The organism is Streptococcus pseudopneumoniae ATCC BAA-960 = CCUG 49455, assembly GCF_002087075.1.
GTDB classification, from domain to species: Bacteria; Bacillota; Bacilli; order Lactobacillales; family Streptococcaceae; genus Streptococcus; species Streptococcus pseudopneumoniae.
Genome location: NZ_MWSM01000040.1, coordinates 1 through 21,981 on the forward strand (window position 1 = coordinate 1; position 21,981 = coordinate 21,981).

The 21,981-nt window shown below is 41.2% G+C and carries 19 protein-coding genes and 4 pseudogenes; 1 reads left to right on the plus strand and 22 read right to left on the minus strand.

The features are described from left to right. From B4W83_RS08940 to nox, 3 genes and pseudogenes are all read right to left on the minus strand, one after another. Positions 1 to 249 (minus strand): annotated as a pseudogene (locus B4W83_RS08940) (IS630 family transposase); the annotation flags it as partial. Positions 250 to 285: 36 nt separating this feature from the next. Continuing rightward, positions 286 to 639: an aminotransferase class V-fold PLP-dependent enzyme gene (locus B4W83_RS08945; protein ID WP_000945718.1), complete on the minus strand. Its 354-nt coding sequence runs from the start codon at positions 637 to 639 to the stop codon at positions 286 to 288. A gap of 676 nt (positions 640 to 1,315) precedes the next feature. Then, complete coding sequence (nox, locus tag B4W83_RS08950; RefSeq protein WP_000036801.1) at positions 1,316 to 2,695, minus strand: H2O-forming NADH oxidase; 1,380 nt, start codon at positions 2,693 to 2,695, stop codon at positions 1,316 to 1,318. Positions 2,696 to 2,990: 295 nt separating this feature from the next. On the opposite strand from nox, the pseudogene B4W83_RS08955 reads away from it, so the two are divergent. Beyond that, positions 2,991 to 3,732 (plus strand): annotated as a pseudogene (locus tag B4W83_RS08955) (FAD:protein FMN transferase); the annotation flags it as partial. Here B4W83_RS08955 and B4W83_RS12505 read toward each other — a convergent pair. The 19 genes and pseudogenes from B4W83_RS12505 to cbpE form a co-directional block, all read right to left on the minus strand. Continuing rightward, positions 3,724 to 3,828, minus strand: a pseudogene (locus B4W83_RS12505) (IS5/IS1182 family transposase); the annotation flags it as partial. The pseudogenes B4W83_RS08955 and B4W83_RS12505 overlap by 9 nt on opposite strands. 105 nt (positions 3,829 to 3,933) lie before the next feature. After that, a pseudogene (locus B4W83_RS08960) lies at positions 3,934 to 4,619 on the minus strand (transposase family protein); the annotation flags it as partial. 57 nt (positions 4,620 to 4,676) lie between these two features. After that, entirely contained in the window at positions 4,677 to 6,911 is a 2,235-nt protein-coding gene (locus tag B4W83_RS08965; protein ID WP_000942432.1) for a DNA internalization-related competence protein ComEC/Rec2, read from the minus strand. Next, positions 6,895 to 7,545, minus strand: coding sequence for a helix-hairpin-helix domain-containing protein (locus tag B4W83_RS08970; RefSeq protein WP_000387332.1), 651 nt, complete (start codon positions 7,543 to 7,545; stop codon positions 6,895 to 6,897). The genes B4W83_RS08965 and B4W83_RS08970 overlap by 17 nt, the downstream gene beginning before the upstream one ends. A gap of 67 nt (positions 7,546 to 7,612) precedes the next feature. After that, positions 7,613 to 8,182, minus strand: a complete 570-nt coding sequence (locus tag B4W83_RS08975; protein ID WP_000443735.1) for a GNAT family N-acetyltransferase — start codon at positions 8,180 to 8,182, stop codon at positions 7,613 to 7,615. Between the two features lie 212 nt (positions 8,183 to 8,394). Next, positions 8,395 to 9,399, minus strand: a complete 1,005-nt coding sequence (locus tag B4W83_RS08980; protein ID WP_000658205.1) for a PhoH family protein — start codon at positions 9,397 to 9,399, stop codon at positions 8,395 to 8,397. An 84-nt stretch (positions 9,400 to 9,483) separates the two neighbouring features. Next, positions 9,484 to 9,699, minus strand: coding sequence for a YozE family protein (locus B4W83_RS08985; protein WP_001232084.1), 216 nt, complete (start codon positions 9,697 to 9,699; stop codon positions 9,484 to 9,486). An 8-nt stretch (positions 9,700 to 9,707) separates the two neighbouring features. Next, positions 9,708 to 10,562 (minus strand): RNA-binding virulence regulatory protein CvfB, encoded by an 855-nt coding sequence (cvfB, locus tag B4W83_RS08990; protein WP_001095471.1) that lies wholly within the window; start codon positions 10,560 to 10,562, stop codon positions 9,708 to 9,710. Positions 10,563 to 10,621: 59 nt separating this feature from the next. Then, on the minus strand, positions 10,622 to 11,179 hold the full coding sequence (frr, locus tag B4W83_RS08995; RefSeq protein ID WP_001262225.1) for a ribosome recycling factor: 558 nt from the start codon (positions 11,177 to 11,179) through the stop codon (positions 10,622 to 10,624). 8 nt (positions 11,180 to 11,187) lie between these two features. Continuing rightward, positions 11,188 to 11,925 carry a UMP kinase gene (gene pyrH / locus B4W83_RS09000; protein WP_000003000.1) on the minus strand — a complete coding sequence of 246 codons (738 nt, stop codon included), beginning with the start codon at positions 11,923 to 11,925 and terminating at the stop codon, positions 11,188 to 11,190. 83 nt (positions 11,926 to 12,008) lie between these two features. Then, a complete protein-coding gene (gene trmFO / locus B4W83_RS09005) occupies positions 12,009 to 13,343 on the minus strand; it encodes a methylenetetrahydrofolate--tRNA-(uracil(54)-C(5))-methyltransferase (FADH(2)-oxidizing) TrmFO (RefSeq protein WP_000083733.1) in 1,335 nt (444 codons plus the stop codon). Positions 13,344 to 13,820: 477 nt separating this feature from the next. Then, the gene (rsmI, locus tag B4W83_RS09015) at positions 13,821 to 14,699 is read right to left on the minus strand and encodes a 16S rRNA (cytidine(1402)-2'-O)-methyltransferase (RefSeq protein ID WP_001166876.1); all 879 of its coding nucleotides are present in this window, start codon (positions 14,697 to 14,699) and stop codon (positions 13,821 to 13,823) included. Positions 14,700 to 14,701: 2 nt separating this feature from the next. Then, positions 14,702 to 15,019, minus strand: coding sequence for a DNA replication initiation control protein YabA (gene yabA, locus B4W83_RS09020; RefSeq protein WP_000358228.1), 318 nt, complete (start codon positions 15,017 to 15,019; stop codon positions 14,702 to 14,704). A 39-nt stretch (positions 15,020 to 15,058) separates the two neighbouring features. Continuing rightward, positions 15,059 to 15,949 carry a DNA polymerase III subunit delta' gene (locus B4W83_RS09025; protein WP_000806730.1) on the minus strand — a complete coding sequence of 297 codons (891 nt, stop codon included), beginning with the start codon at positions 15,947 to 15,949 and terminating at the stop codon, positions 15,059 to 15,061. Beyond that, positions 15,946 to 16,584 (minus strand): dTMP kinase, encoded by a 639-nt coding sequence (gene tmk, locus B4W83_RS09030; protein WP_000033362.1) that lies wholly within the window; start codon positions 16,582 to 16,584, stop codon positions 15,946 to 15,948. Before tmk ends, B4W83_RS09025 begins: the two co-directional genes overlap by 4 nt. Before the next feature lie 228 nt (positions 16,585 to 16,812). Next, positions 16,813 to 17,610, minus strand: coding sequence for a pyrroline-5-carboxylate reductase (gene proC / locus B4W83_RS09040; protein ID WP_000689703.1), 798 nt, complete (start codon positions 17,608 to 17,610; stop codon positions 16,813 to 16,815). A gap of 3 nt (positions 17,611 to 17,613) precedes the next feature. Beyond that, positions 17,614 to 18,876: a glutamate-5-semialdehyde dehydrogenase gene (locus B4W83_RS09045; protein WP_000254672.1), complete on the minus strand. Its 1,263-nt coding sequence runs from the start codon at positions 18,874 to 18,876 to the stop codon at positions 17,614 to 17,616. A gap of 9 nt (positions 18,877 to 18,885) precedes the next feature. After that, on the minus strand, positions 18,886 to 19,995 hold the full coding sequence (gene proB, locus B4W83_RS09050) for a glutamate 5-kinase (protein WP_000875755.1): 1,110 nt from the start codon (positions 19,993 to 19,995) through the stop codon (positions 18,886 to 18,888). 100 nt (positions 19,996 to 20,095) lie between these two features. Then, complete coding sequence (cbpE, locus tag B4W83_RS09055) at positions 20,096 to 21,979, minus strand: phosphorylcholine esterase CbpE (RefSeq protein ID WP_000728244.1); 1,884 nt, start codon at positions 21,977 to 21,979, stop codon at positions 20,096 to 20,098. Positions 21,980 to 21,981: the final 2 nt, after the last annotated feature.

Sequence of the window (21,981 nt, forward strand, 5' to 3'; positions counted from 1 at the left end):
ATGTGCCGCAATTTCCCGTAAAAAAGCATCTGGATGAGCCTCTACAAAGGATTTCAATTCCTCTAAAGGAATCTTTCGGTTTTTGACGACTCGCTTTTTCCTCTCTAAGTGTCCTTGTTCACGTAAGTTCTTTTCCCACGTGAAGAGAGTTCTGACGCCGACATCAAAAACCTTGGCTGCCTCGACATGGCTGTGCCCCTCTTTGATGTAATCTAATGCTCGCTGTTTAAAATCTGTACTATATGCCATAGCTTTATTATAACATGCTTGTTTGAAACTAAGCAACTATAACATTTTCCAAGGTAAATAATTAGAATGGTGTTCTAATACAGACACGCCTAATTTACCTTTATTATATTTTATAGACCTACTAAGTAAGTTATAAGCCTCCGTAGCACTTTTAGTGAAAAGCACATTGCAGTTACTGGCACTTAGAAAATTTTTAATTTTTTTCTTAACAGCCTCATATTCATTAGAAAAAATTAAATCATTTTTTGAATTATGTCTCTTAATGTTTATTGGAATTCCTGAATAAACTTCTGTTAATTTATTAACAACAGCTTTTGGCTTGGGAACTGTAGCTGCATTATCAAAATAAATAATATCTGATGTTTGAAAAGAAAATAAATTCCTCAACATATTTCACCACTTTGAAAATCTACTACCATTAAAAATTTCTACTTCCTAAGATTTAAAATTCGATTTATGTAATACATTGTATTGGCACATCTTTTGGGAAATACAACTGAACCATTTAATACTACTACAGAAACTTCATCACTACTATGGCTTCTGCTGACTTCTCATGATTCCTTGTTACTATGCTTTAGGCGCTCATGAAACCTCACGGAATCAGTCCCAGATCTTTCTTCCTTTATAACAGAGGACGTTAAAAGGTTACAGTGAAAATAGGAAATCGGACGCAGAGTCTTTGGACTCTAGGAAGATTTATCTTTTTCACACAAACCTTAGTCCGAATTCAATTACTTTCATGACTTACAGATATAAGTTACGACTACCTATATAAACTTTAGAGTTCTTGGCTATCTCATCTGCTAGATAGGCTTTCCTAGCACCTCTCTGTTCCTAGAACCAGGATTTCGCTATTCTTTCCTCTAACGTTTTTTACTCTAACGTCAGGGTCTATCTCCAGACCGTCTTCGTCCGCTACCTCACGATAGTCAGGATTGAGGGGCGCTGTTGGGTTCATCGGTAGCTAGTGCCCACAGAGGACTTGTTCCTCAGATGTAGGCCATGACCCGTCGTACCTAAAAAACTATCCGACCTTGACTTAAGACCAGATAGTTCATCATTTTTATTTTTCAGCTGTAAGGGCAGCCATTGTGATGTAGTTGTATGGTTTGTTGAAGTGTGGCAAGAAGAAGAGGTCTGTCAATGCCAATTTATCAATTGTTACATGCTCTTGGATAGCAAGTGAGAACATGTGAATTCCCATGCTGATTGAAATATCGTGTGAAACCATTTGGGCACCAAGAATTTCACGGCTATCTTTGTCAAAGACAATCTTAATCGCTACTTCATGGTTATCGTGTTTCATGAATTCTGGTTTTTGAAGATCGTTAAATCCTGTCTCAGTCGCATTGTAACCTGCAGCTTTTGCTTTTTCAAGAGTCAAACCAGTTGAAACCATGTGAAGACCATAGATTGAGATACCGTTTGAACCTTGAACACCGATTCCTTCCAATTCATGTCCACAAGCATTGTAGGCACCAACGATACCAGTACGAACTGCGTTTGAAGCAAGGGCGATGTAGCTTGTGTCTTTACGAGCATTATCATAGACAGTCGCACAGTCACCAACTGCAAATACACCTGGAATTGAAGTTTCTTGTTTCTTATCTACAAGGAAAGCACCATTTCGGAAGAGTTCAATCTTACCGTCAGCAAGAGCTGTGTTAGGACGGAAACCAACCGCAAGAACAACCATATCCACATCAAAAGTTTCTTTATCGGTAATCAAGCGTTCAACTTTACCGTCACCTTCGATTGCTTTAACAGTTTGACCAAGAGCCAAGCGGATGTTGTGGTCTTCCAAGTTCTTCGCCATCATTTGTGTAAAGTCTTTGTCATAGTAACCGTTCAAGACAGTATCAACGATATCGACAAGGACAACTTCTTTTCCAAGACGCTCAAAGGCTTCAGCAAGTTCAACACCAATGTAACCACCACCAACAACGGCGATACGGTCAAGGTGTTGGCTCTTGTCAGCAAGTTTATTGATCACTTCTTCAGCGTTTTGGTACAATTTCACGAATTGTACGTTTTCAAGAGTTGCTTTAAATTCGCGGTTTCCTTTAAGAATTTCAACACCTTCTATTGGTGGCAAGATTGGTGTAGAACCTGTAGCGAAAATCAATTTCTCGTATGATTCTTTGTGCTCTTTTCCTTCAACTTCGGCTGTGACTACTTTGTTATCATAGTCGATTGAAAGAACAGGTGAGTTCATGTAAACCTTAGCACCTTTAGCTTCCAATTTTTCTTTATCAGAATAGAACAAGCCTTCAGCACCGTCAATTTGATTACCAATCCAAAGAGCCATTCCACATCCTAGGAAAGAGATGCTAGAGTTTTGGTCAAATACAACAATTTCGTTCTCATTTCCAAAATTATCCAACATAGTATTAATACATGCTGTACCAGCATGGTTAGCACCGACTACAACAATTTTACTCATAAAAAATTTCCTACTTTCATTCTAAATTTACCTTACTAGTATACCATTTATTGTCAGCGTTTACCAGAGGTTTGCTATTACTTTATCATTTTTTATCAAAAACAATTCTCCATTTATCCTAATTTCAAGCCTAATGAATTTTTTTAAGCATATTTCTTGACTTTTTCCAAATTTAATTTATGAAAATTCTAGCTTTATGGTATTATAATAACATGAAAATAAAATACAAGGTCTTCCATTTATATAATTATTTGATATTGCAACTTATTTTCTACAAAAGAAAAAAGTTGCTAGCTTGCCTCTTCGTTCACATTCTGAACTCCTAACGGGAACCACTATCACTATTTCATTAGTTAATGAGTGAGCAGATATCTTACTCTAAAAATCCTTTGATTTGCTCAAAAAGCTTGAATACCATTTCAATGCCAATAGTCAAGAATCTGAGTTGATGGAAATCAATTATCAAGCAGGAATAGCCCCCGTCACTGTTCATCCAGACCTGTTTGAACTGATTTCACTTGGTTTAGAGCATAGCCTAGCACTCTATAGCCAGCTCAACACCAGTATTGATCCCCTAATTCAAACCTGGCGCATTGGTTTTTCAGATGCCAAAGCTGCACAACCTCAAGAAATTGAAGCGGTGCTGTCTCTAATCAATCCTCATGATATCGAGTTAGATTCTTCTACTTCCATTGTATTCTTAAAGCAGAAAGGAATGAAAATCGATTTAGGTTGTTTAGTCAAGGGTTATAGTGCAGATAAAGGGTGCCCAATTTCTTAGAAAAGAGGGTATGACTTCTGCCTTGATCAATCTGGGAGGGAGTATCCTGACCATTGGAAAAAATCAGGCAAGAGGGGATAACCCTTGGCAAATCGAGATTCAAGATTCAGCCAATCCGAGGGGAAATCACTTAATGACCATTCCCGTTGTCAATCAATCTGTCGTGACTTCAGGCATTTATGAACGTCACCTGACAGTCGATGGACAAGATTACCATCACATTTTTGACAATAGACTTCCTGCAAAACTAGAATCCTAGTTCATGATTGATAATACCAACAATCAAATTCATTCGTAATCCGAAGCGTTTACGATGATTTCGATAGGTTGTTGAAAATATTTTAAACGTTTTCATAGTGAAATGAAATAAGAACAGGACAAATCAATCAAGACAGTCAAATCGATTTCTAACAATGTTTTAGAAGTAGAGGTGTACTATTCTAGTTTCAATCTACTATACTTTGTCAAAAATACTCTCAACCTTGATTCTCTCCTTAGATAGCGCATGGTTACAGGCTTTCTCTTCAGCTGTTAGCGGCTTGAGTTTGCTGGATTTACGTGGAGTTTGTGCTTGAGGATCTATCTTCATGATTCCTTGATAACCACTGTCAGCCAAGATTTTACCAGCTTGTCCGATATTTCTGCGACTCATTTTGAACAACTTCATATCATGACAATAGTTCACAGTGATCTCCAAAGAAACAATTCTCCCTTGACTTGTGACAATCGCTTGAGCCTTCATAGCGTGGCATTTCTTTTTACCAGAATCATTCGCTAATTGTTTTTTTAGGGCGATTGATTTTTACTTCCGTCGCATCAATCATTACCGTGTCCTCAGAACTGAGAGGAGGTCTTGAAATCGTAAAACCACTTTGAACAAGAGTTACTTCAACCCATTGACTCCGATGGGTTAAGTTGCTTTCGTGGATACCAAAATCAGCCGCAATTTGTTCATAAGTTCGATATTCTCGCACATATTGAAGTCGCCATAAGAAGGTATTCTAGGCTTAATTTAGGTTTTTATCCATCTTTTGCGTGTTTAATTTTTAATACAGCTAACATCTCTTCAAAAGTCGTGCGCTGAACACCAACAAGACGATTAAATTGTGCATCAGTTAGTTGTTTACTTGCTTCATAATTCATAGAACTATTATACCATATTTTGTTTCGCAGGAAGTCTAATAATAATATTTATCTTTCCTATCGAACGCTTTCAATCTTCCAACTATTCCAACCTTTAAACCGTATAGCTCCATGCTGGTCAGTTCGGTAAACTTTGCTATTGATACCTTCCAGTCGTGTCAAAGTTTCCTGATGGGGGAGTTTCGTTCGATTGTTCTTTCCAACTGAGATGAGAGTCATCTCTGGTTTGAGCTGTTCTAAAAAGTCTGAACTTAATGATTTTTTAGAGCCATGTTGGCTAGCTTTCAAAACATCCACTTCTAGGTCAGGATAGTGCTTCAGCATGTCCTTCTCTCCTTTCTCCTCCAAATTTCCAGTGAAAAGAAAGTTTTTATCCAAGAGTTTTCCATACAAAACCAGGGTATCTTCATGATCTCCAATTTTCCTTGGAGATAGGACTTCTAACTGACTTCCAAAAATTGGCAAGTTCTCTCCTGCTGTCACACTGCGCACCTTGGTTTGAGTCGCCTGTAGTTCTGCCACAAATTCCTTCTGTTTCAGACTTCCTTTTGATACTAAAATCTCCCCTACATGAAAAGCCTTGGTCACCTCCAACAAATCTCCAACATGTTCCTTGTCCGTATTTGTCAAAATCAGCTGGTCAATCTTGGCTACTCCTCGACTTTTGAGATAGGGAATCAAGGTTCGCTGGGCATTGCTGGTCGTCGCCTTTTCTTGCCATTTTTCAATTTTCTTATCAGATTCTGCCTTGCCACCTACATCTATGAGAATGGTCTTCCCAGTTACATCCCTTAGGAAAATACTTTCTCCTTGCCCCACATCCAGCATGGTAATTTCATTTTCCAGTGGATGCTTGGTCAAGAAAAAGAGACCCACAATAAGTAAGCTGAAGCCAGCTACTCTTTTGATATTTTTCCTCAAATCATAGACCAAAGCCAAGGAAATTAACAATAAAATTAAAAACCATGCATTAGGTTGTCCAAAGACAAACGGCCTACTTGTCATCTGCGAGACCAAGCGAATCATTCCCTCCAACCATTCAAAGATAAAATTCAGTTGAATGACTGGATAGAGAAAGGAAAGGGCAAATAAGATAGACAAGAGCGGTAAGAAGACCAAATCAAATAGAAAGGAAAAGACAAAGGTCAAGAGGATGGACCAAGGTTGAAATTCCGCAAAATAGAAGGATAGAATGGGCAATATGCCCAAGGAGATGACTAGACTTTCACTAGCAACAGCCTTGAGCCCCTCCCCTTCTTTGCTGGTCATGGTCAGGATAAAAGCATAAGCGCAGGACAAGACTCCTCCTGCTGTCAAGAAAAAGTTTGGCATGACAATAAAGAGGAGAAACACTGTCAAGGCAAAATTATCCAAGCCCTTAACCCCATGTTGAGCCAGTAGCTTTTGCAAGAGACTGCGAATAACCGATGCTGAAAATCCAGTTAGTCCCGCATAGATAAGGGAAAAGGGATAAGTCAGCCATTTCAACTTTTCTTGGGTCAAGCCCAATCGCAAGAGAAGTTTCTTAAATCCGTTCATGAAAAAACCTACCTGCATGCCAGATAGGGCAAAGAGGTGGATAATTCCTAGACTGGAATAAAGCTCATTCATCTCCTCAAAGTCGGTGTCCAGATGTCCCAGCAAGAGTCCTGTCATGTAATTGCGCATAGGGTCTGGAAAGTGCGTCTTAATCCAAACCACAGCCTTTCGACGTAAACTGGACAAGTTTTCTCCTATATCCCAACTGCCAATCTTTTGAAGTGACTGGATTGTTTTGATATTGAGAGTCTGGTAAATTCCCTGAGTCTTCAGATAGGCTTGGTAATTAAAGCCACCAAAATTTCTCTGCCCTTCTGGCTCCGAAAGCTTCCCTTCTAGTCCTATCTCATGCAGGTCGGTTAAAGCTTGAAAGGCTTCTTTCTCCTCCTCGGACTGGAGTTTATAATAGACTTGAAAAATGCGTCCATCAGCCTTGCCGCGAAAGGACAGACTATCACCATTGACCTTAACAGTGTCAGGCAGAATCCGTACCCTTTCAACAGAATCCGCCAGATTTTGACTCGCTTGGCTCTGTTGCCAATTTTGAAACAGAAACCAGAAGCCAAAGACTCCACAAATCACTAAAACTTTGCCTGTTGATTTCCATGGAAATTGGAAAAAGAGACAGACTAGCAGAAAAACAAAGCCCAACAAAGCAAGATAGGATGCTGAGAAAATAGCGTAATAAAACCAAAGTAACAAAAAACTCAGGTAAATTAGGGGAATGGGGATGTTCTTAATCCACTGTAACATAGTCTTTTAGCTTTTCTATGGTCTTAGCACCAATGCCAGAGACCTTCTTGAGTTCATCAATCGACTTGAATTTCCCATTTGCCTCACGATGGTCTATAATGTCCTGAGCTCGTTTTCCTCCCAGTCCCTTAACCTGTTTAAGCTCTTCCAGACTGGCCTTGTTGAGATTGACCTTCTTTTCCTTGCTTGTTGAAGAAGCTGTCCCCGAACCAGTCTGTTGACTAACTGCTTCTTCTCCCTTAGTAGGAACGTAAACCAGAGCCTCATCACTAACTTTCTGAGCTAGATTGAGCGACTTGCTGTCTGCTTGCTCTGTCAAGCCACCAGCCTTCTGAACAGCATCATTGACTCGACTACCTACAGGCAAGTCATAAATCCCTGGCGATTTGACAGCACCTTTGACATCTACTGTGATTAGATCTTGTTCAAGGGGTTCTTCCTTCTCTTCCTTGTTCACTTCCTTTTCGGATACCAAATCCTTGGAAACAGCTGCAACTTCAGCCTGCAAATTCGTTTCCTTTACAGGTGTTTGTGGAGCTGGCTTTAGCAGGAAAAATCCGCCTACAAGCAAGCCCAGACCAGTACAGATGACGATGATTTTATACTCTTTGATTTTCTCGATAATTGCTTCCATATTTTCTCCTCTCTTAGATTATTCGTAAGAGGAAGAAAAAACAGTCGAAAAATTTCTTTTCAACTGCTTATTTATTTGCAAAATAGTCTTCCTTGGTCAAGACATAATGAACTCTTGTCACGATTCGGCCTTTTTCATGCTGGTCCATACAAGCATAAGCTTCTTCGTGGGAAAAACGCATGCCTGATTTCTCCATGACCTTTCCTGACGCGGGATTAGCCTTATCGTGTAAAGCAACTAACTTATTCATTCCTATCTTCTCAAAAGCTAGCTCAATTACGGCACGATTGGCTTCTGTCGTCAATCCTTGATTCCAATACTTTTTATTGATAATGTAGCCAATAGCTGCCTTCTTAAGAACAGGATCAATCTTGTGCAAGTCAATGGTTCCGATAAACTTGCCGTTATCTTTTAATTCAATCCCCCAGCGTCCCAAGGGATTAGCCAAGTAGAACTGAGCAATATTATTCTTGGTTTCTTCTACATTTTGATTGGTTGAAAAAGTGTAACGTGTATTATCCTTGTCCGAGGCATAGTCAAACATTGCTTCCGCATCATTCAAAGTTACAGGTCTAAGCAACAAACGCTCTGTCTCGACTATGGGATACTGAGCTAGTTTTAAAAAGATTGATTCCATACGTTTCTTCCACTTGAAACCTTTCTAATCTAATATAAGGATATTGAATAAAACATTTAAAAAGCAAACTTATAGTAGATTGAAATAAGATATAAACAAATCAATCAGGAAAGTCAAATTAATTTCTAAAAATGTTTTAGCAGTCACAACGTACTATTCTAGCTTCAATCTACTATAGATTTAGTATTGAGATAACTTTAAGTACAAAAGAACTATCCTTCATATAGAGGTTGAGAATCTAATTCTTCACTCTCTTCTTTTTTAACCGGTTCTGGTTCATAGGCTCGGATAATCTGAGCGACAACTGGGTGGCGAACCACATCCTTGGCTGAAAAATGAACAAAGTCAATCTGGTGAATGTTCTTGAGTTTCTCTTGGGCATCAATCAAACCGGACTTGACATTGCGTGGCAGGTCAATCTGACTGATATCTCCATTGACAATCATCTTAGAATGAAAACCTAAACGAGTCAAAAACATCTTCATCTGCATAATGGTCGTATTTTGCGCCTCATCGAGAATGACAAAGGCATCATCCAAGGTCCGTCCACGCATATAGGCAAGGGGCGCAATCTCAATAATTTCACGCTCCATGAGTCGAGTTGTTTGGTCTTTCCCCAGAATCTGATACAAAGCATCATAAACAGGTCGAAGGTAAGGATCTACCTTCTCCTTAAGATCACCCGGAAGAAAACCTAGACTCTCTCCTGCTTCCACCGCTGGACGTGTCAAGATAATCCTCTTGACTTGCCCACGTTTAAGTGCAGTCACTGCTAAGGTCACTGCAAGAAAGGTCTTCCCTGTACCTGCTGGCCCAATTCCAAAGGTCACATCATGCTGTTTAACACTGTCCACATAAAGTTTTTGACCTAGTGTTTTGACACGGATAGGCTTCCCTGTATTATCCTTGATAATTTCTTCTTCATAAAGGGCGACAAATTTGTCGATTTCATCGTTTTTGACCATGCTAATCGCAGTCACTACATCTGGTGTGCCGACTGTCATTCCACGATTTACCAAAACCATCAAGGCTTGAATAACTTGTCTAGCTTCCTCACAAGCTGACTCCCCCCCCAAGACTTGTACAATCTCTGTACGAGCATGAATCACCACATCAAGCTCTTCTTCCATCAAACGAAGATGGCGCTCATTGGAACCAAAAAGATGAAACAGGTCATCTGGATGACTCAGTTGAATGTCTATTGAATGTTCCTTCAAATAAAGAACCTCTCTAATCCTTTTATTTCTTTTTATTATAGCAAAGGGATGGAGAAATTACTAGCCCAAACCCAATGAATCATGCTAGTGTTCTAAGTATTCTTGCCAGATAGCGTCAAAGTCTCCTAGGTTAAAAGAGAAACTGGCATGTTCTTCCAAAAAGCGACTCACCTCATCAAAATCATCTGTGTGTTTTGGAAAAGCTGATTCTTCAAAGGCTAGGTCTGCTAGGATAGCTTTGGGACTGTTACTTTTAGGATTGCGCTCGGTCATGAGCCAAGTGTAAAATGATTTTCTCATATGTCACCCTAGATCAATTCTGTCCCAAACTGGTCTTGCTTGATTTTACCAGCCTTCATAAGACCACCTAAAACTTTCTTGAACTGACCTTTAGAAATGCCAAAGGTTGCCTTGATGTCATCTGGAGATGACTTATCATTCAAGGTCATGAAACCGCCATTGCTTTCCAAATAAGTCAAAATCATCTGGGCATCATTTTCCAACATTTCAAACGAACGTGGTTTGAGGGAGAGGTTCAGAGTGCGGTCCACTTCGCGGAAACCAATGACACGCGCATCTAAAACTTGCCCTAAACGTGGCTCTGCATAGCGCTCGCTAGGATGGATAAAACCAAGCATGTTATTTTCTGGCAGGTAAACAAAAGTTCCTGACAGCTTGAGGCGGTATACAATGGCTGGCCAGTTTTGGTTCTGCATGTTGTTGTAGGCAGGTCGAGCCAGACGTTGGAAGTCTTCTTGATAAGCCAAGAGTCCCCAGATACGATCTTTCTTGTCCACTTCAAGACGGATGTAGAGTTGATCACCCTTCTTAGGCCAGAGTTCCTTGAGCTCAGGGAGAATATCGAGTGACACAACGATTTCCTTGTCAGGAAGGCCTGTATCCACAAAGACACCCAAGTCTTTACGAACTTCTGTGACACGTCCCCAACCAAATTGGTCCTGAGTGGCAGTCACTTCTAGAGTTGTCAAGCGGAGTTTTTGCTTCATATCCGTGTAGGCAAAACCTTTAACCGTATCCCCTACTGTATGTTGACCTTCTTCCTTGGTAAGAGCATAGGTCTGGCCATCCTTTTGAACAAAGTAAAAACGGTCGTTTTCATCGATGATGAGTCCAACGATAAAACTTGCAAGATTTGTATTCATATTTCCTTCTTTCGAACAAAACTCAGCCAGCAATGCCAACTGAGTTTTTCTGTTTATTTTTAGACTTCCAAGAGTTCTTTCTCTTTGTTGGCAGTCATGTCGTCGATGTGTTTAACAGCATCATCTGTTACTTTTTGAATGTCTTTTTCAAGAGTCTTCAATTCGTCTTCAGTGATTTCTTTTGCTTTTTCTTGTTTCTTAGCTTCATCCATAGCATCGCGACGGATATTGCGGACAGCCACTTTAGCATTCTCACCGACTTTCTTCACTTCTTTAGCAAGGTCACGACGAGTTTCTTCTGTAAGAGCAGGGATAACCAAACGAATTACAGAACCATCGTTAGCTGGTGTGATACCAAGATCAGAAGCGTTTAAGGCACGTTCGATGTCTTTCAATGAAGACTTGTCAAATGGTGTTACCAACAAAACACGCGCTTCTGGAATGGTAATTGAAGCAATTTGGTTAAGAGGAGTTTCTACTCCATAGTATTCTACATGTACACGGTCGAGTAAACTTGCGTTGGCACGACCAGCACGGATACCACCAAATTCACGAGCAAGTGATTGGTGAGACTGGGTCATTCTCTCTTTAGCTTTTTCAATAATTGCGTTAGCCATAATCTTTCTTATTCCTTTTCTTCGATATTATTTGAAACTGTTGTTCCGATATTTTCACCAAATACGACACGTTTGATGTTGCCTGGTTGGTTCATGTTGAAGACAACCAAGTCAATGTCGTTATCCATTGAGAGGGTTGAAGCAGTTGAGTCCATGATACGAAGACCTTTATTGATAACGTCACGGTGGGTCAATTCTTCAAACTTAACGGCTGTCTTGTCCTTCTTAGGATCGGCATTGTAAACACCATCGACCCCATTTTTAGCCATAAGGATAGCATCCGCTTCGATTTCAGCTGCACGAAGGGCCGCTGTTGTATCTGTTGAGAAGTAAGGTGAACCAATTCCGGCACCAAAGATAACGATACGGCCTTTTTCAAGATGACGAAGGGCACGTCCACGGACATAAGGCTCTGCCACTTGTTGCATTGCAATAGCTGTTTGCACACGCGTATCAACACCAACTTGTTGCAATGAATCGGCCATCACAAGAGCATTCATAACAGTCCCAAGCATTCCTGTGTAATCTGCCTGAACGCGGTCCATACCTGCTTCTGCTGCAGGTTCTCCACGCCAGAGATTTCCTCCACCGATAACAAGGGTAATTTCGATACCTAAGCTATGAACTTCTTGAATCTCTTTTGCGATTGTTTGAACTGTTTGGATATCAATCCCTACGCCACGTTCACCGGCAAGGGCTTCACCTGATAACTTGATTAAAATACGTTTATACTTGGGATTCGCCATTTTCACTCTCCTTCTTTTATCCTACCTATTTTATCACAATTTCTAAGATTTTTATAGTATCATGAGCGATTCTTTCAAAAAAATTAGACAGTCAAAAATTCCTCTAAATCGCTGAGGGCACGCTCTGCAATTTTTTCATAACGAGCCTTCTTATCACGGATACGTTCGCCTTCCAACTCCTTGATAATCCCAAAGTTGACATTCATTGGTTGGAAATGTTTGCTGTCGGCATGGGTGATGTAATGAGCTAGACTTCCAATCGCTGTTGTCTCTGGGAAAATAGCCTCACTTTCACCCTTGAAGAGTCGAGCCGCGTTAATACCTGCAACTAAGCCTGATGCTGCGGACTCTACATAGCCTTCCACACCCGTCATCTGACCAGCAAAGAAGAGATTTGGTTGTTTCTTAGAACGGTAGGTCTGCTCCAGAAGATTTGGTGAATCCATGTAAGAATTGCGGTGCATGACCCCATAACGAACAAACTCCGCATTTTCAAGACCTGGAATCATTTGGAAAACGCGCTTTTGCTCTCCCCATTTAAGGTGGGTTTGGAAACCGACGATATTATAGAGGCTACCAGCTGCATTGTCCTGACGAAGTTGAACCACCGCATAAGGGGTTTTAAATTCTCCATCACGAGGACCTGTGTAGTCGTCTGGATACTCAAGACCGACTGGTTTCATAGGACCATAAAGCATAGTTTTAATGCCTCGTTTGGCCATGACTTCGATTGGCATACATCCTTCAAAGTACTTTTCTTTTTCAAAAGAATTGAGCGGTGCTTCTTCCGCATTGACCAAGGCTTCATGGAAATCCATAAACTCTTGCTTGGTCATTGGAGCATTGAGATAGGCTGCTTCTCCCTTATCATAACGAGATTTGAGATAGACCTTACTCATATCGATAGTGTTGACATCGATAATAGGCGCTGCTGCATCGTAGAAATAGAAGCCATCGCCATTATTAAGGGCATGAATCTTTTCAGCCAGGGCATCGCTAGTCAAGGGACCAGTCGCCACAACTGTAATAACATCTGTTGGCAATTCTGTAATTTCATCACGCACCACTTCAATCAAGGGGTGGTTGACCACTTTTTCGGTCACCATTTGAGAGAAACCATCACGATCCACCGCAAGGGCTCCACCGGCAGGAACACGTGTAGCCTCAGCAGATTCCAAGATAACAGAACCCAAGCGACGCATTTCTTCCTTGAGAAGACCAACTGCATTTGTCAAAGCATCCCCACGCAAAGAATTGGAACAAACCAACTCAGCAAAATTGTCTGTTTTGTGCTGAGGAGTCGACTTGACACCACGCATTTCATAAAGTTTAACTGGAATACCACGCTCTGCGATTTGGTAAGCTGCTTCAGAACCTGCCAAACCAGCACCGATAACATTGATATAAGATTGAGACACGACACTAATACCTCTTTGGGAGTGTGAAGTTAAGATTCACATTGAAAAAGCCAATCAGACTTACGAGCTTTCGAGTTTCTTGGCTCAGGCTGAAAAAGTCCATTGGACTTACTTCGCTCTCGAATTTCTTGGCTCAGGCTGAAAAAGTCCCCCAGACTTTCCTCGCTCTCGAATTTCTTGGCTCAAGCTGAAAAAGTCCCCCGGACTTTCCTCGCTCTCGAATTTCTTGGCTCAAGCTGAAAAAGTCCCCCGGACTTTTTCACTCCCACAAATCTTTCTATTTTTTTCTTCTACTAGTATAACAAAAAAAGGGAAGAAGGCAAACTTCCCTGTTTATACTAAATGAAAATCAAAGAGCAAACTAGCCGCAGGTTGCTCAAAGCACTGCTTTGAAGTTGTAGATAGAACTGACGAAGTCAGTAACCACACCTACGACAAGGCGACGTTGACACGGTTTGAAGAGATTTTCGAAGAGTATTAGTCATTTTCTTGATTTTCTTCCCAATCATGGTAGGCAGCGTAGAGCTGGCTTTTATTCCACTGGTAAATCTTAGCGACTTCCTTGATAGCTTGATTTTTCTTCATGCCTTGCTGGATACGGGCTTGGATTTCTAAGAACAAGTCCTCCTCGTCTTTTTCCTCCACATCCTGACTGGCACCTTCAACAATGAGAAGGCATTCTCCTTTAAGTGGCGTTTCAGCAATGCTTTCCAATAACTCAGAAATGGTACCGCGTTGGTATTCTTCATAGATTTTAGTCAATTCCCTGACCAAGACAACCGAGCGGTTACCGTAGACTTCTAACATATTTTCCAACGTATCTGCTACACGATGAGGCGATTCATAGAAAATCTGAGTTTCAGGATAATCTTTTTTCGAGTCGAAAAATTGCTTTTGCTGGCCTGATTTTCTCGGTAAAAAGCCGTAAAAGATATGTGGTTGTGGCGCTAGACCACTGGCAATCAAGGCAGAAATTCCTGCAGAGGCACCTGGAACAGTCACAACTGCAATTTCTTCCTCAATAGCTGCCTTAACCAAATCATGACCAGGGTCTGAAATGCTAGGCAAACCGGCATCAGAGACCTGAGCAATACTTTGCCCTGCTTTCAAGAAACCAATCAAATCAGGAATTTTTTCCTTGGCATTGTGCTCATGAAAACTGATCTGCTTGGTGGAAATGTCAAAATGCTTGAGCAAAAGCCCTGTATTGCGCGTATCCTCAGCAGCAATCCAATCTACTTCTTTCAAGGTCTGGATAGCACGAAAAGTCATATCATCTAGATTGCCAATCGGCGTTGCCACTAGATACAGCTTGCCATAGGGAGACTGCCCCTTAAAACTTTTTTGAATTTGCATGCCTACTCCCTGTATAACAACTCATCACAGAACATACATTCTTCGTCCTGCTCTCGACGTTGTCCATAAAAATCATTACATACGTGAAATCCATCACGGTAAATACGACGGACACTTTCGCGAACATGCTTGGCCTTGACGGGAGCGTCTGCTTCCACCTCACCCAAGCGTTCTCGCAACTTACTATTTTCCAAGCGAAGAGCTGTATTTTCTTCTACCAAGCTCTTGAGATTTTTCTTGATGGCTTCCACATCGGCTAAGGTTACCAATAATTGTTGGGAAAAATCATCCAGCGCGTCAAATAATTCTTTTTTGTCCATAAAACAGCCCTTTCCTTTCTTTATCATTCATTTTTGAGTTTATATTTCTTTCAAGACCAGATATTCCATGGCATTTTGAAAGCTGACATTAGCTTGCCACATTTTTCTAGCTTCTAGTAAATCTTGTAGAATCACTCTTACTCTTACCTGCAAGAGGTCCTGCCCACAGAGAACTTCAAGAATCCGTAAAACCTGATCCTGTTTTTCCTTATCATCTGCCAAGTTGGCTAATTTGGCAACCTGTAGATAACTTTCTTTTTTCTTAGCTACTAACCAAGTCAGCAGGCGTTCACTTTCATCGACCAAGGTCCAAAAACTTGCCTGATTAGCCAACTTTTCTGCTTCAGCTCGCGATTGACTAAACTTAGTTAAAAGAGTCGCTTTTTTCTTAACAAGTCCCATTTGTTCTAAGAGTAAGATAAGTTTTTCTTCTTGCTTTTTAAAGTGGAAGATCTGAGTCCGACTTCGGATTGTCGGTAACATCTTTTCCTCATCGCTAGTCAAGAAGAAAATATAAACTTCACTCTGGGGTTCTTCGATGACCTTGAGCAGAGAATTGGCTGCGTTGGGATGCATTTTATCCGCTTGCTCGATGATAAAGACCTGTTGCTGGCTTTCAATCCCTGCTTGAGAAAACTGTCCCACCAATTCCCGAATGCGTTCTGTCTTGATGACCTGATTGACTGGCTTAATCAAGGTGACATCTGGAAACTCTTCCTGTTCAATCAGCTTGCAACTTCGGCATTTCTCACATGGTAAGACGCCAACTTTATCCGTACAAAAGAGGCTCTTAGCTAAAAATTGCGCCATTTCCAAGCTTCCAAAGAAACCTGAAAAGAGATAGGCGTGATTGAGCTGGTCTTGTTCTAAGATACGGACAAAACGGTCAAACTGATCTGGTTGCCAAGCCTTTAGTTGATCTTGTTTCATTTGGCCAAGCCCATTCCGTCAAACAAGACAGCCTTGGTAGTTTCCACAACTTGCTCCAAAGGGAGACTAGCATCAATCTTGACAATGCGATTTCCCTCTTTATCCAGAAGAGAAAGGTAGCCTTGACGAACTTTTTTATGCAAGTCCAACCCTTCCAAATCCAAACGATTAACCTCGCGGTCACTATTAGCAGCAATACGAGCCAGTCCTTCTTCCACCTCGATGTCAAAATAGAGTGTCAAATCGGGTTTGAGGCCATCTGTCGCAAACTGATTGAGCCAGTCAATGGCTTCAATATCTAAGCCACGACCAAATCCCTGATAGGCAACAGAACTATCGATAAAACGATCCATAATGACCAGCTTGCCAGCTTCAAGGGCTGGAAGAACTTTTTCCACCAAGTGCTGTCTGCGACTGGCAATATAGAGAAGCAACTCTGTCTTCGCATCCATCTGAGTATGACTTGGATCCAAAATTACTTCCCGAATCTTCTCCCCAATCAAGACTCCGCCAGGTTCACGGGTCGTCAGCACCTCTACCCCTTTTTCCTCTAAAATTGGTAGCAGAGCCTCTAAAACACTGGTCTTTCCTGCTCCCTCTGGTCCCTCAAGAGAGACTAAAAATCCTTTTGACATGTCTAACTCATTTCTTTTTTACTACTTCTATTCTATCAAAAAAATAGGGGTTTGTGACAATCTTTTTGTCTTCTCATTTCATACTCAATGAAAATCAAAGAGCAAACTAGGAAGCTAGTCGCAGGTTGCTCAAAACACTGTTTTGAGGTTGCAGATGGAAGCTGACGCAGTTTGAAGAGATTTTCGAAGAGTATCAACCACCATAAAAGAGGCAGACAAATCCACCTCTTATTTACCTAGTTCTTGTGTTCGTTTGTAGGCTTGACCAACTGCATCCATGACCGTTCCTCGAAAAGCATGCGCTTCTAGGCTCGCTACACCAGCGATAGTCGAACCGCCTGGGCTGCAAACTTGGTCTTTCAAAACTCCAGGATGTTGCTGACTTTCAAGGACCAATTGTCCAGCTCCTACCACAGTTTGAGCTGCCATTTTCAATGCTGTTTCTCGTGGCAATCCAGTCTGAACACCTGCATCTGCCAAGGCCTCGATAAAAAGATAGACAAAGGCTGGTCCACAACCTGCAAGACCTGTCGCTGCATCTATTAAGCTTTCTCCAAGTTCAACCAAAAGACCAGCCTTGGCTAAAAGCTGACAAAAGAGCTCACTGTCCTCAGCCCTGCAATTAGAAGACAAGGCATAACTAATCACTCCTTGTCCGATAGAAGCAGGGGTATTGGGCATCATACGAATAATTCTGTGCTGACTTGGAAGAAGACTAGCGAGTTTTCCCAAGGTCAATCCAGCTGCCATCGAAATCAAAAGAAGACTCTCTCGTTTTTCAAGGATAGTCTGGTATTGAGAAAGCAAGTCTGAGAACTGAGCAGGCTTCACTCCTAGAAAAATCACATCTGCTTCTGCAAACATTTCTTCATTGCTGGAAGCCTGACCACCAAAGTCTGCAATGAAAGCATCTACCTTAGCTTGACTACGATTGGCAAGGAGAATCTCATCTGACGTCCTAGTCTGCAAGACAGATTTTGCCAAGCTAGCACCCATATTCCCCAAACCGATAAATCCAATCTTCATCTCTTACTCCCTTATCTGTCCATCACCAGTAACCACATACTTGTAGCTAGTCAACTCTTTCAAGCCCATGGGACCACGCGCGTGCAATTTCTGAGTAGAAATTCCCATCTCACATCCAAGACCAAATTGTCCACCATCGGTAAAACGAGTTGAGGCATTGACATAGACAGCTGCAGAGTCCACTTGATCTGTAAAGTAAGCTGCAGCTTCAGCATTTTCCGTTACAATGGCATCCGAATGATGGGTACTATGGGCTTCAATATGGGCAACCGCTTCTTCTAAACTGCTCACAACCTTAACAGCTAAGACATAGTCTAAAAACTCGGTGTCAAAGTCTTGTGCCTCAGCTGCTTGACCTGAAAGAAACTGACTGGCTTTCTCATCCAAGCGGAATTGAATTGGTTCCAACCCAACTTCTTTACGCTCTGCAACTAGAACTTGCTCCAAGCGAGGAAGGAAGCTTGCTGCCTTGTCTTCATGAACCAGCAGAACCTCCATGGCATTGCAAACAGAGGGACGACTGGTTTTAGCATTGTTGATGATAGACAGCGCCTTGTCTTCGTCTGCATCCTTATCCACATAGACATGGACAATCCCAGTCCCTGTCTCGATAACAGGTACAATCGCATTCTCAACCACTGCATTGATCAAGCCAGCTCCTCCACGAGGAATGAGGAGGTCTAGATAGCCCTTGGCCTTCATCATAGCATAACTACTTTCATGGCTAGTATCTTCCACCAGTTGAATCACATTTGGGTGAATAGTAGTCGTCTCCAAGCCCTTCTTCAAGGCTGTGACAATGGCATGGGTTGTTTGATAGGCATCCTTACCACTACGAAGAACAACCGCATTTCCACTCTTAAGAGTCAAAGCAGCCGCATCAGACGTCACATTTGGACGGCTTTCATAGATAATACCGATGACACCCATAGCTACACGTTTTTTTGTGATAACCAAACCATTTTCAAGCTGACTTGTTTCTAAAACTTCACCGATTGGATCTGGGAAGGCAACCACTTCACGAATTCCTCTTGCCATCGCTTCTATACGATCTGCATCCAAATAAAGACGATCCAACATCACATCTGAGATTTTCCCCTTAGCCGCTGCCATATCGAGGGCATTAGCCGCTAAAATTTCCTCAGTAGCAGCCACTAAGTGATCAGCCATGGCTAGCAAGGCTTGGTTTTTCACTTCTTCACTAGCTGTGTTAATCGATTTTTTAACAGCCTGTACCTGTTCAAATTGTTCTTGTCTACTCACCATAGTTTACCTCTAAAATTCTGTAAAAAGTAGTTGGATTTCAGGAGTAATGGAAATCCAGTCGTCACGGTAAATCAAGACACCCTTGGCTTTTTGAGAACGCAACATATCCTCCAAAGCAGATGCTCCAAATTGCACGCGTCCTTTTCCAAGTGATTTTCCACTTTCCTTATCAAATACTGTCACGATATCACCGTAAGAAAAGGCTCCTTCTGCTTCAACGATACCAGATAAGAGAAGACTCTTTCCATGTTGAGAGAGAGCTTCCGCAGCCCCTTTATCAACCCAAATAGAACCTTGACTCTGAGCATAAAAGGCCAGCCATTGTTTCTGGGTACGAAGCCCCTTCTCTTGCGCAACAAAGTAGGAACCATCCTTGGTCTCCTCAGCCGCTTCAATCATGGCATCTGACTTCAAGGATGAGCAGATATAAACAGGAACACCCGATTCTGTCGCAATAGTTGCAGCTTTGATTTTGGTTAACATGCCCCCAGTTCCGTTTGACGAACCAGCTCCACCGGCCATATCGATAATCTCACGATTGATAGTCTCGATTTGCTCCAAACGTTTGGCTCTTGGATCTGAATTAGGATTTCCTGTATAGAGACCATCTACGTCTGTCAAGAGGATCAAAAGGTCTGCTTGGACCATGGCCGCCACCTGTGCACTCAGAGTATCATTGTCCCCAACCTTGAGCTCATCAATAACAACACTATCATTCTCATTGATGATAGGAATCGCCCCACGGCTAAGTAAAACCGACAAAGCCTGATGGGCATTTTTATAACGACGCTTATCTACAAAGTCATCCTGGGTTAGCAAGATTTGTGCAGAAACGATTTGGCGCAAGAGAAGATTGGTCGTGTATTCTTCCAACAAAAGCCCTTGTCCTACCGCTGCTGAAGCCTGTTTATCAGCAATTTTAGTCGGACGCTTTTTAAATCCTAAGGCTCCAAAACCAGCCGCAATGGCACCTGAAGACACCAAAATCAACTCATGACCAGCCTCGTGCAGCATAGCCAACTGCTGGGTAATATCCTTTACCTTACTACGTGATAAACTTCCATCCTCATTTGTCAGAGAAGAAGTACCCACCTTAAAGACAATCCGTTTGTATTTCATAGTCTCACTCCGATTATTCATATTTATCCATTATAACATGAATAACAGGAAATAGAAAAGAGTTGATAGGAAAAAGAAGGCCCTAAAACCTTCTTTTCTACTACTGTTCTGATTCCGATTTGTTTACACTCGTTTCAGAGCTTTGTGAAGTTGAGGATGTCAAATCTTGACTAGTTGAAGAATTTGTAACACTTTCATGTTGACTCGTTTCTTTATTTTCAAGATCCTTTTTCACTACTTCTTTGGATTCTTTTATTTCTGAATGACTTGTAGTTTTAATTGTAGCAGATTTCTCGATCGGAACATCCACTAACCAGGCACCACTTGAATCCACAGTATAGCCTTCTGGTGTCTTACCATTCACAAGTAATTGACCATTTTCTTTCAAGAAGTACCATTTATCCTTGTCTTTAATCCAACCTATAGCTCGTGAACCATCTGTCTTGTAGAAATACCAATCATTTGCCTTTTTAAGCCAGCCTTGCTTCATAGCTCCTGATTCTTCTAGATAGTAATGATGTCCAGCAACTTCTATCTCACCTGTCTTCATGATACCAGTAGAATCCATATAGTACCAGGCTTCTTTATCTTTTACCCAGCCCGTTTTCATTTCCCCTGATGGAGCAAAGTAATACCATTGCCCCTTATATTGAAGCCAACCTGTCTTCATAGAGCCATCAACATCCAAATAATACCACTGCTCTTTATCTTGAATCCAACCAATTTCCATCTGGTTTTCTTTGTTAAAATAATACCAGATTCCAGCGATTTTCTTCCAATTTTTAGCAGCAACACCAGAGTTTGTCAAATAGAACCAACGATTGTTCCATTTTTTCCATTGATTCTGTAATAAGATACCCGTTTGGTTAAAGTAATACCATTCACCCTTAATTTCATTCCAACCGACAGCATATTCTCCTGTAGAATCAGGCGCTTGATACCACCAGTTTCCATATGAACTCTTATGCCAACCAGCTTGAAAACTTGGAATAGGCTTGTAGGAAGTTGAAATGTTTACTAAACCGTCTTGTCGAATATCAAAAACTGTTGCATCATAGTCTTTGCTGGCTGCGTTGATTCTCTCAATTCCTCGTTCTTTGAGCCAATTAACATACTCACTATCAACACCATTTTTCCAAGGTAGACTATCCGAAGTTTGAACAATCAAACTCGGACTCAAATTTTTAATAAAATCCTTGGTATTTGATTTGTTGGTATCATGGTGATGATTAAACTTCATCAAATCAACTTTTCCAATGAGAGGTCCATACTTATCTTCCGCTCCATGCACATTATCTAAGTCGCCCCCAAGGTAAATTTTCTTACCATTGACTTTTACTACGCTAATCAAGGAATTGGAATTATCATCCCAAATTTTCTTTAATTCACCTGATGAATCTGTTTCATTTTCATAATTATATAGTTGAATATCCATGTCTCCAAACTGAAAATGAGCATCTCCTTGTGTGATATTTTGAATAACTGAAACACCTTTTTCAGCAGCAGTCTTTAAAACCTTATCATAGCCATACAGATTATCCCAAAGACGTTCAGGCTTAGTAATACGATTATCACTATATTTCTTAAGATAGACTCGGTCAACTGGATAGGTAGACAGTAATTCATCAACATTTCCAATATGGTCACTGTGGGTATGGGTTACCAAAATAAAATCAAGTTTTTGGACACCCAATTCCTTCAAACGACGAAAGACACGGTCTGTTAGAACATGCTTATAAGTTGTATTGATACCCTGTCTCCATGGATAACGAGAATCACTTCCATCTGGGAAATCATAATCTTCTCCTGTATCCACCATGGCAAAATGTCCATTGCTTTCAAGAATAATCGCATCACTGCCACCTTCATGAACATTTATAAAGTGGATTTTATTTCCTGAACTTTCTTGAGCTTGAACATTTCCATACCATGACAAGCCTAAAAAAGCGCCTGCAAGTGCTAAACTAGTTAATTTCTTTTTCATTC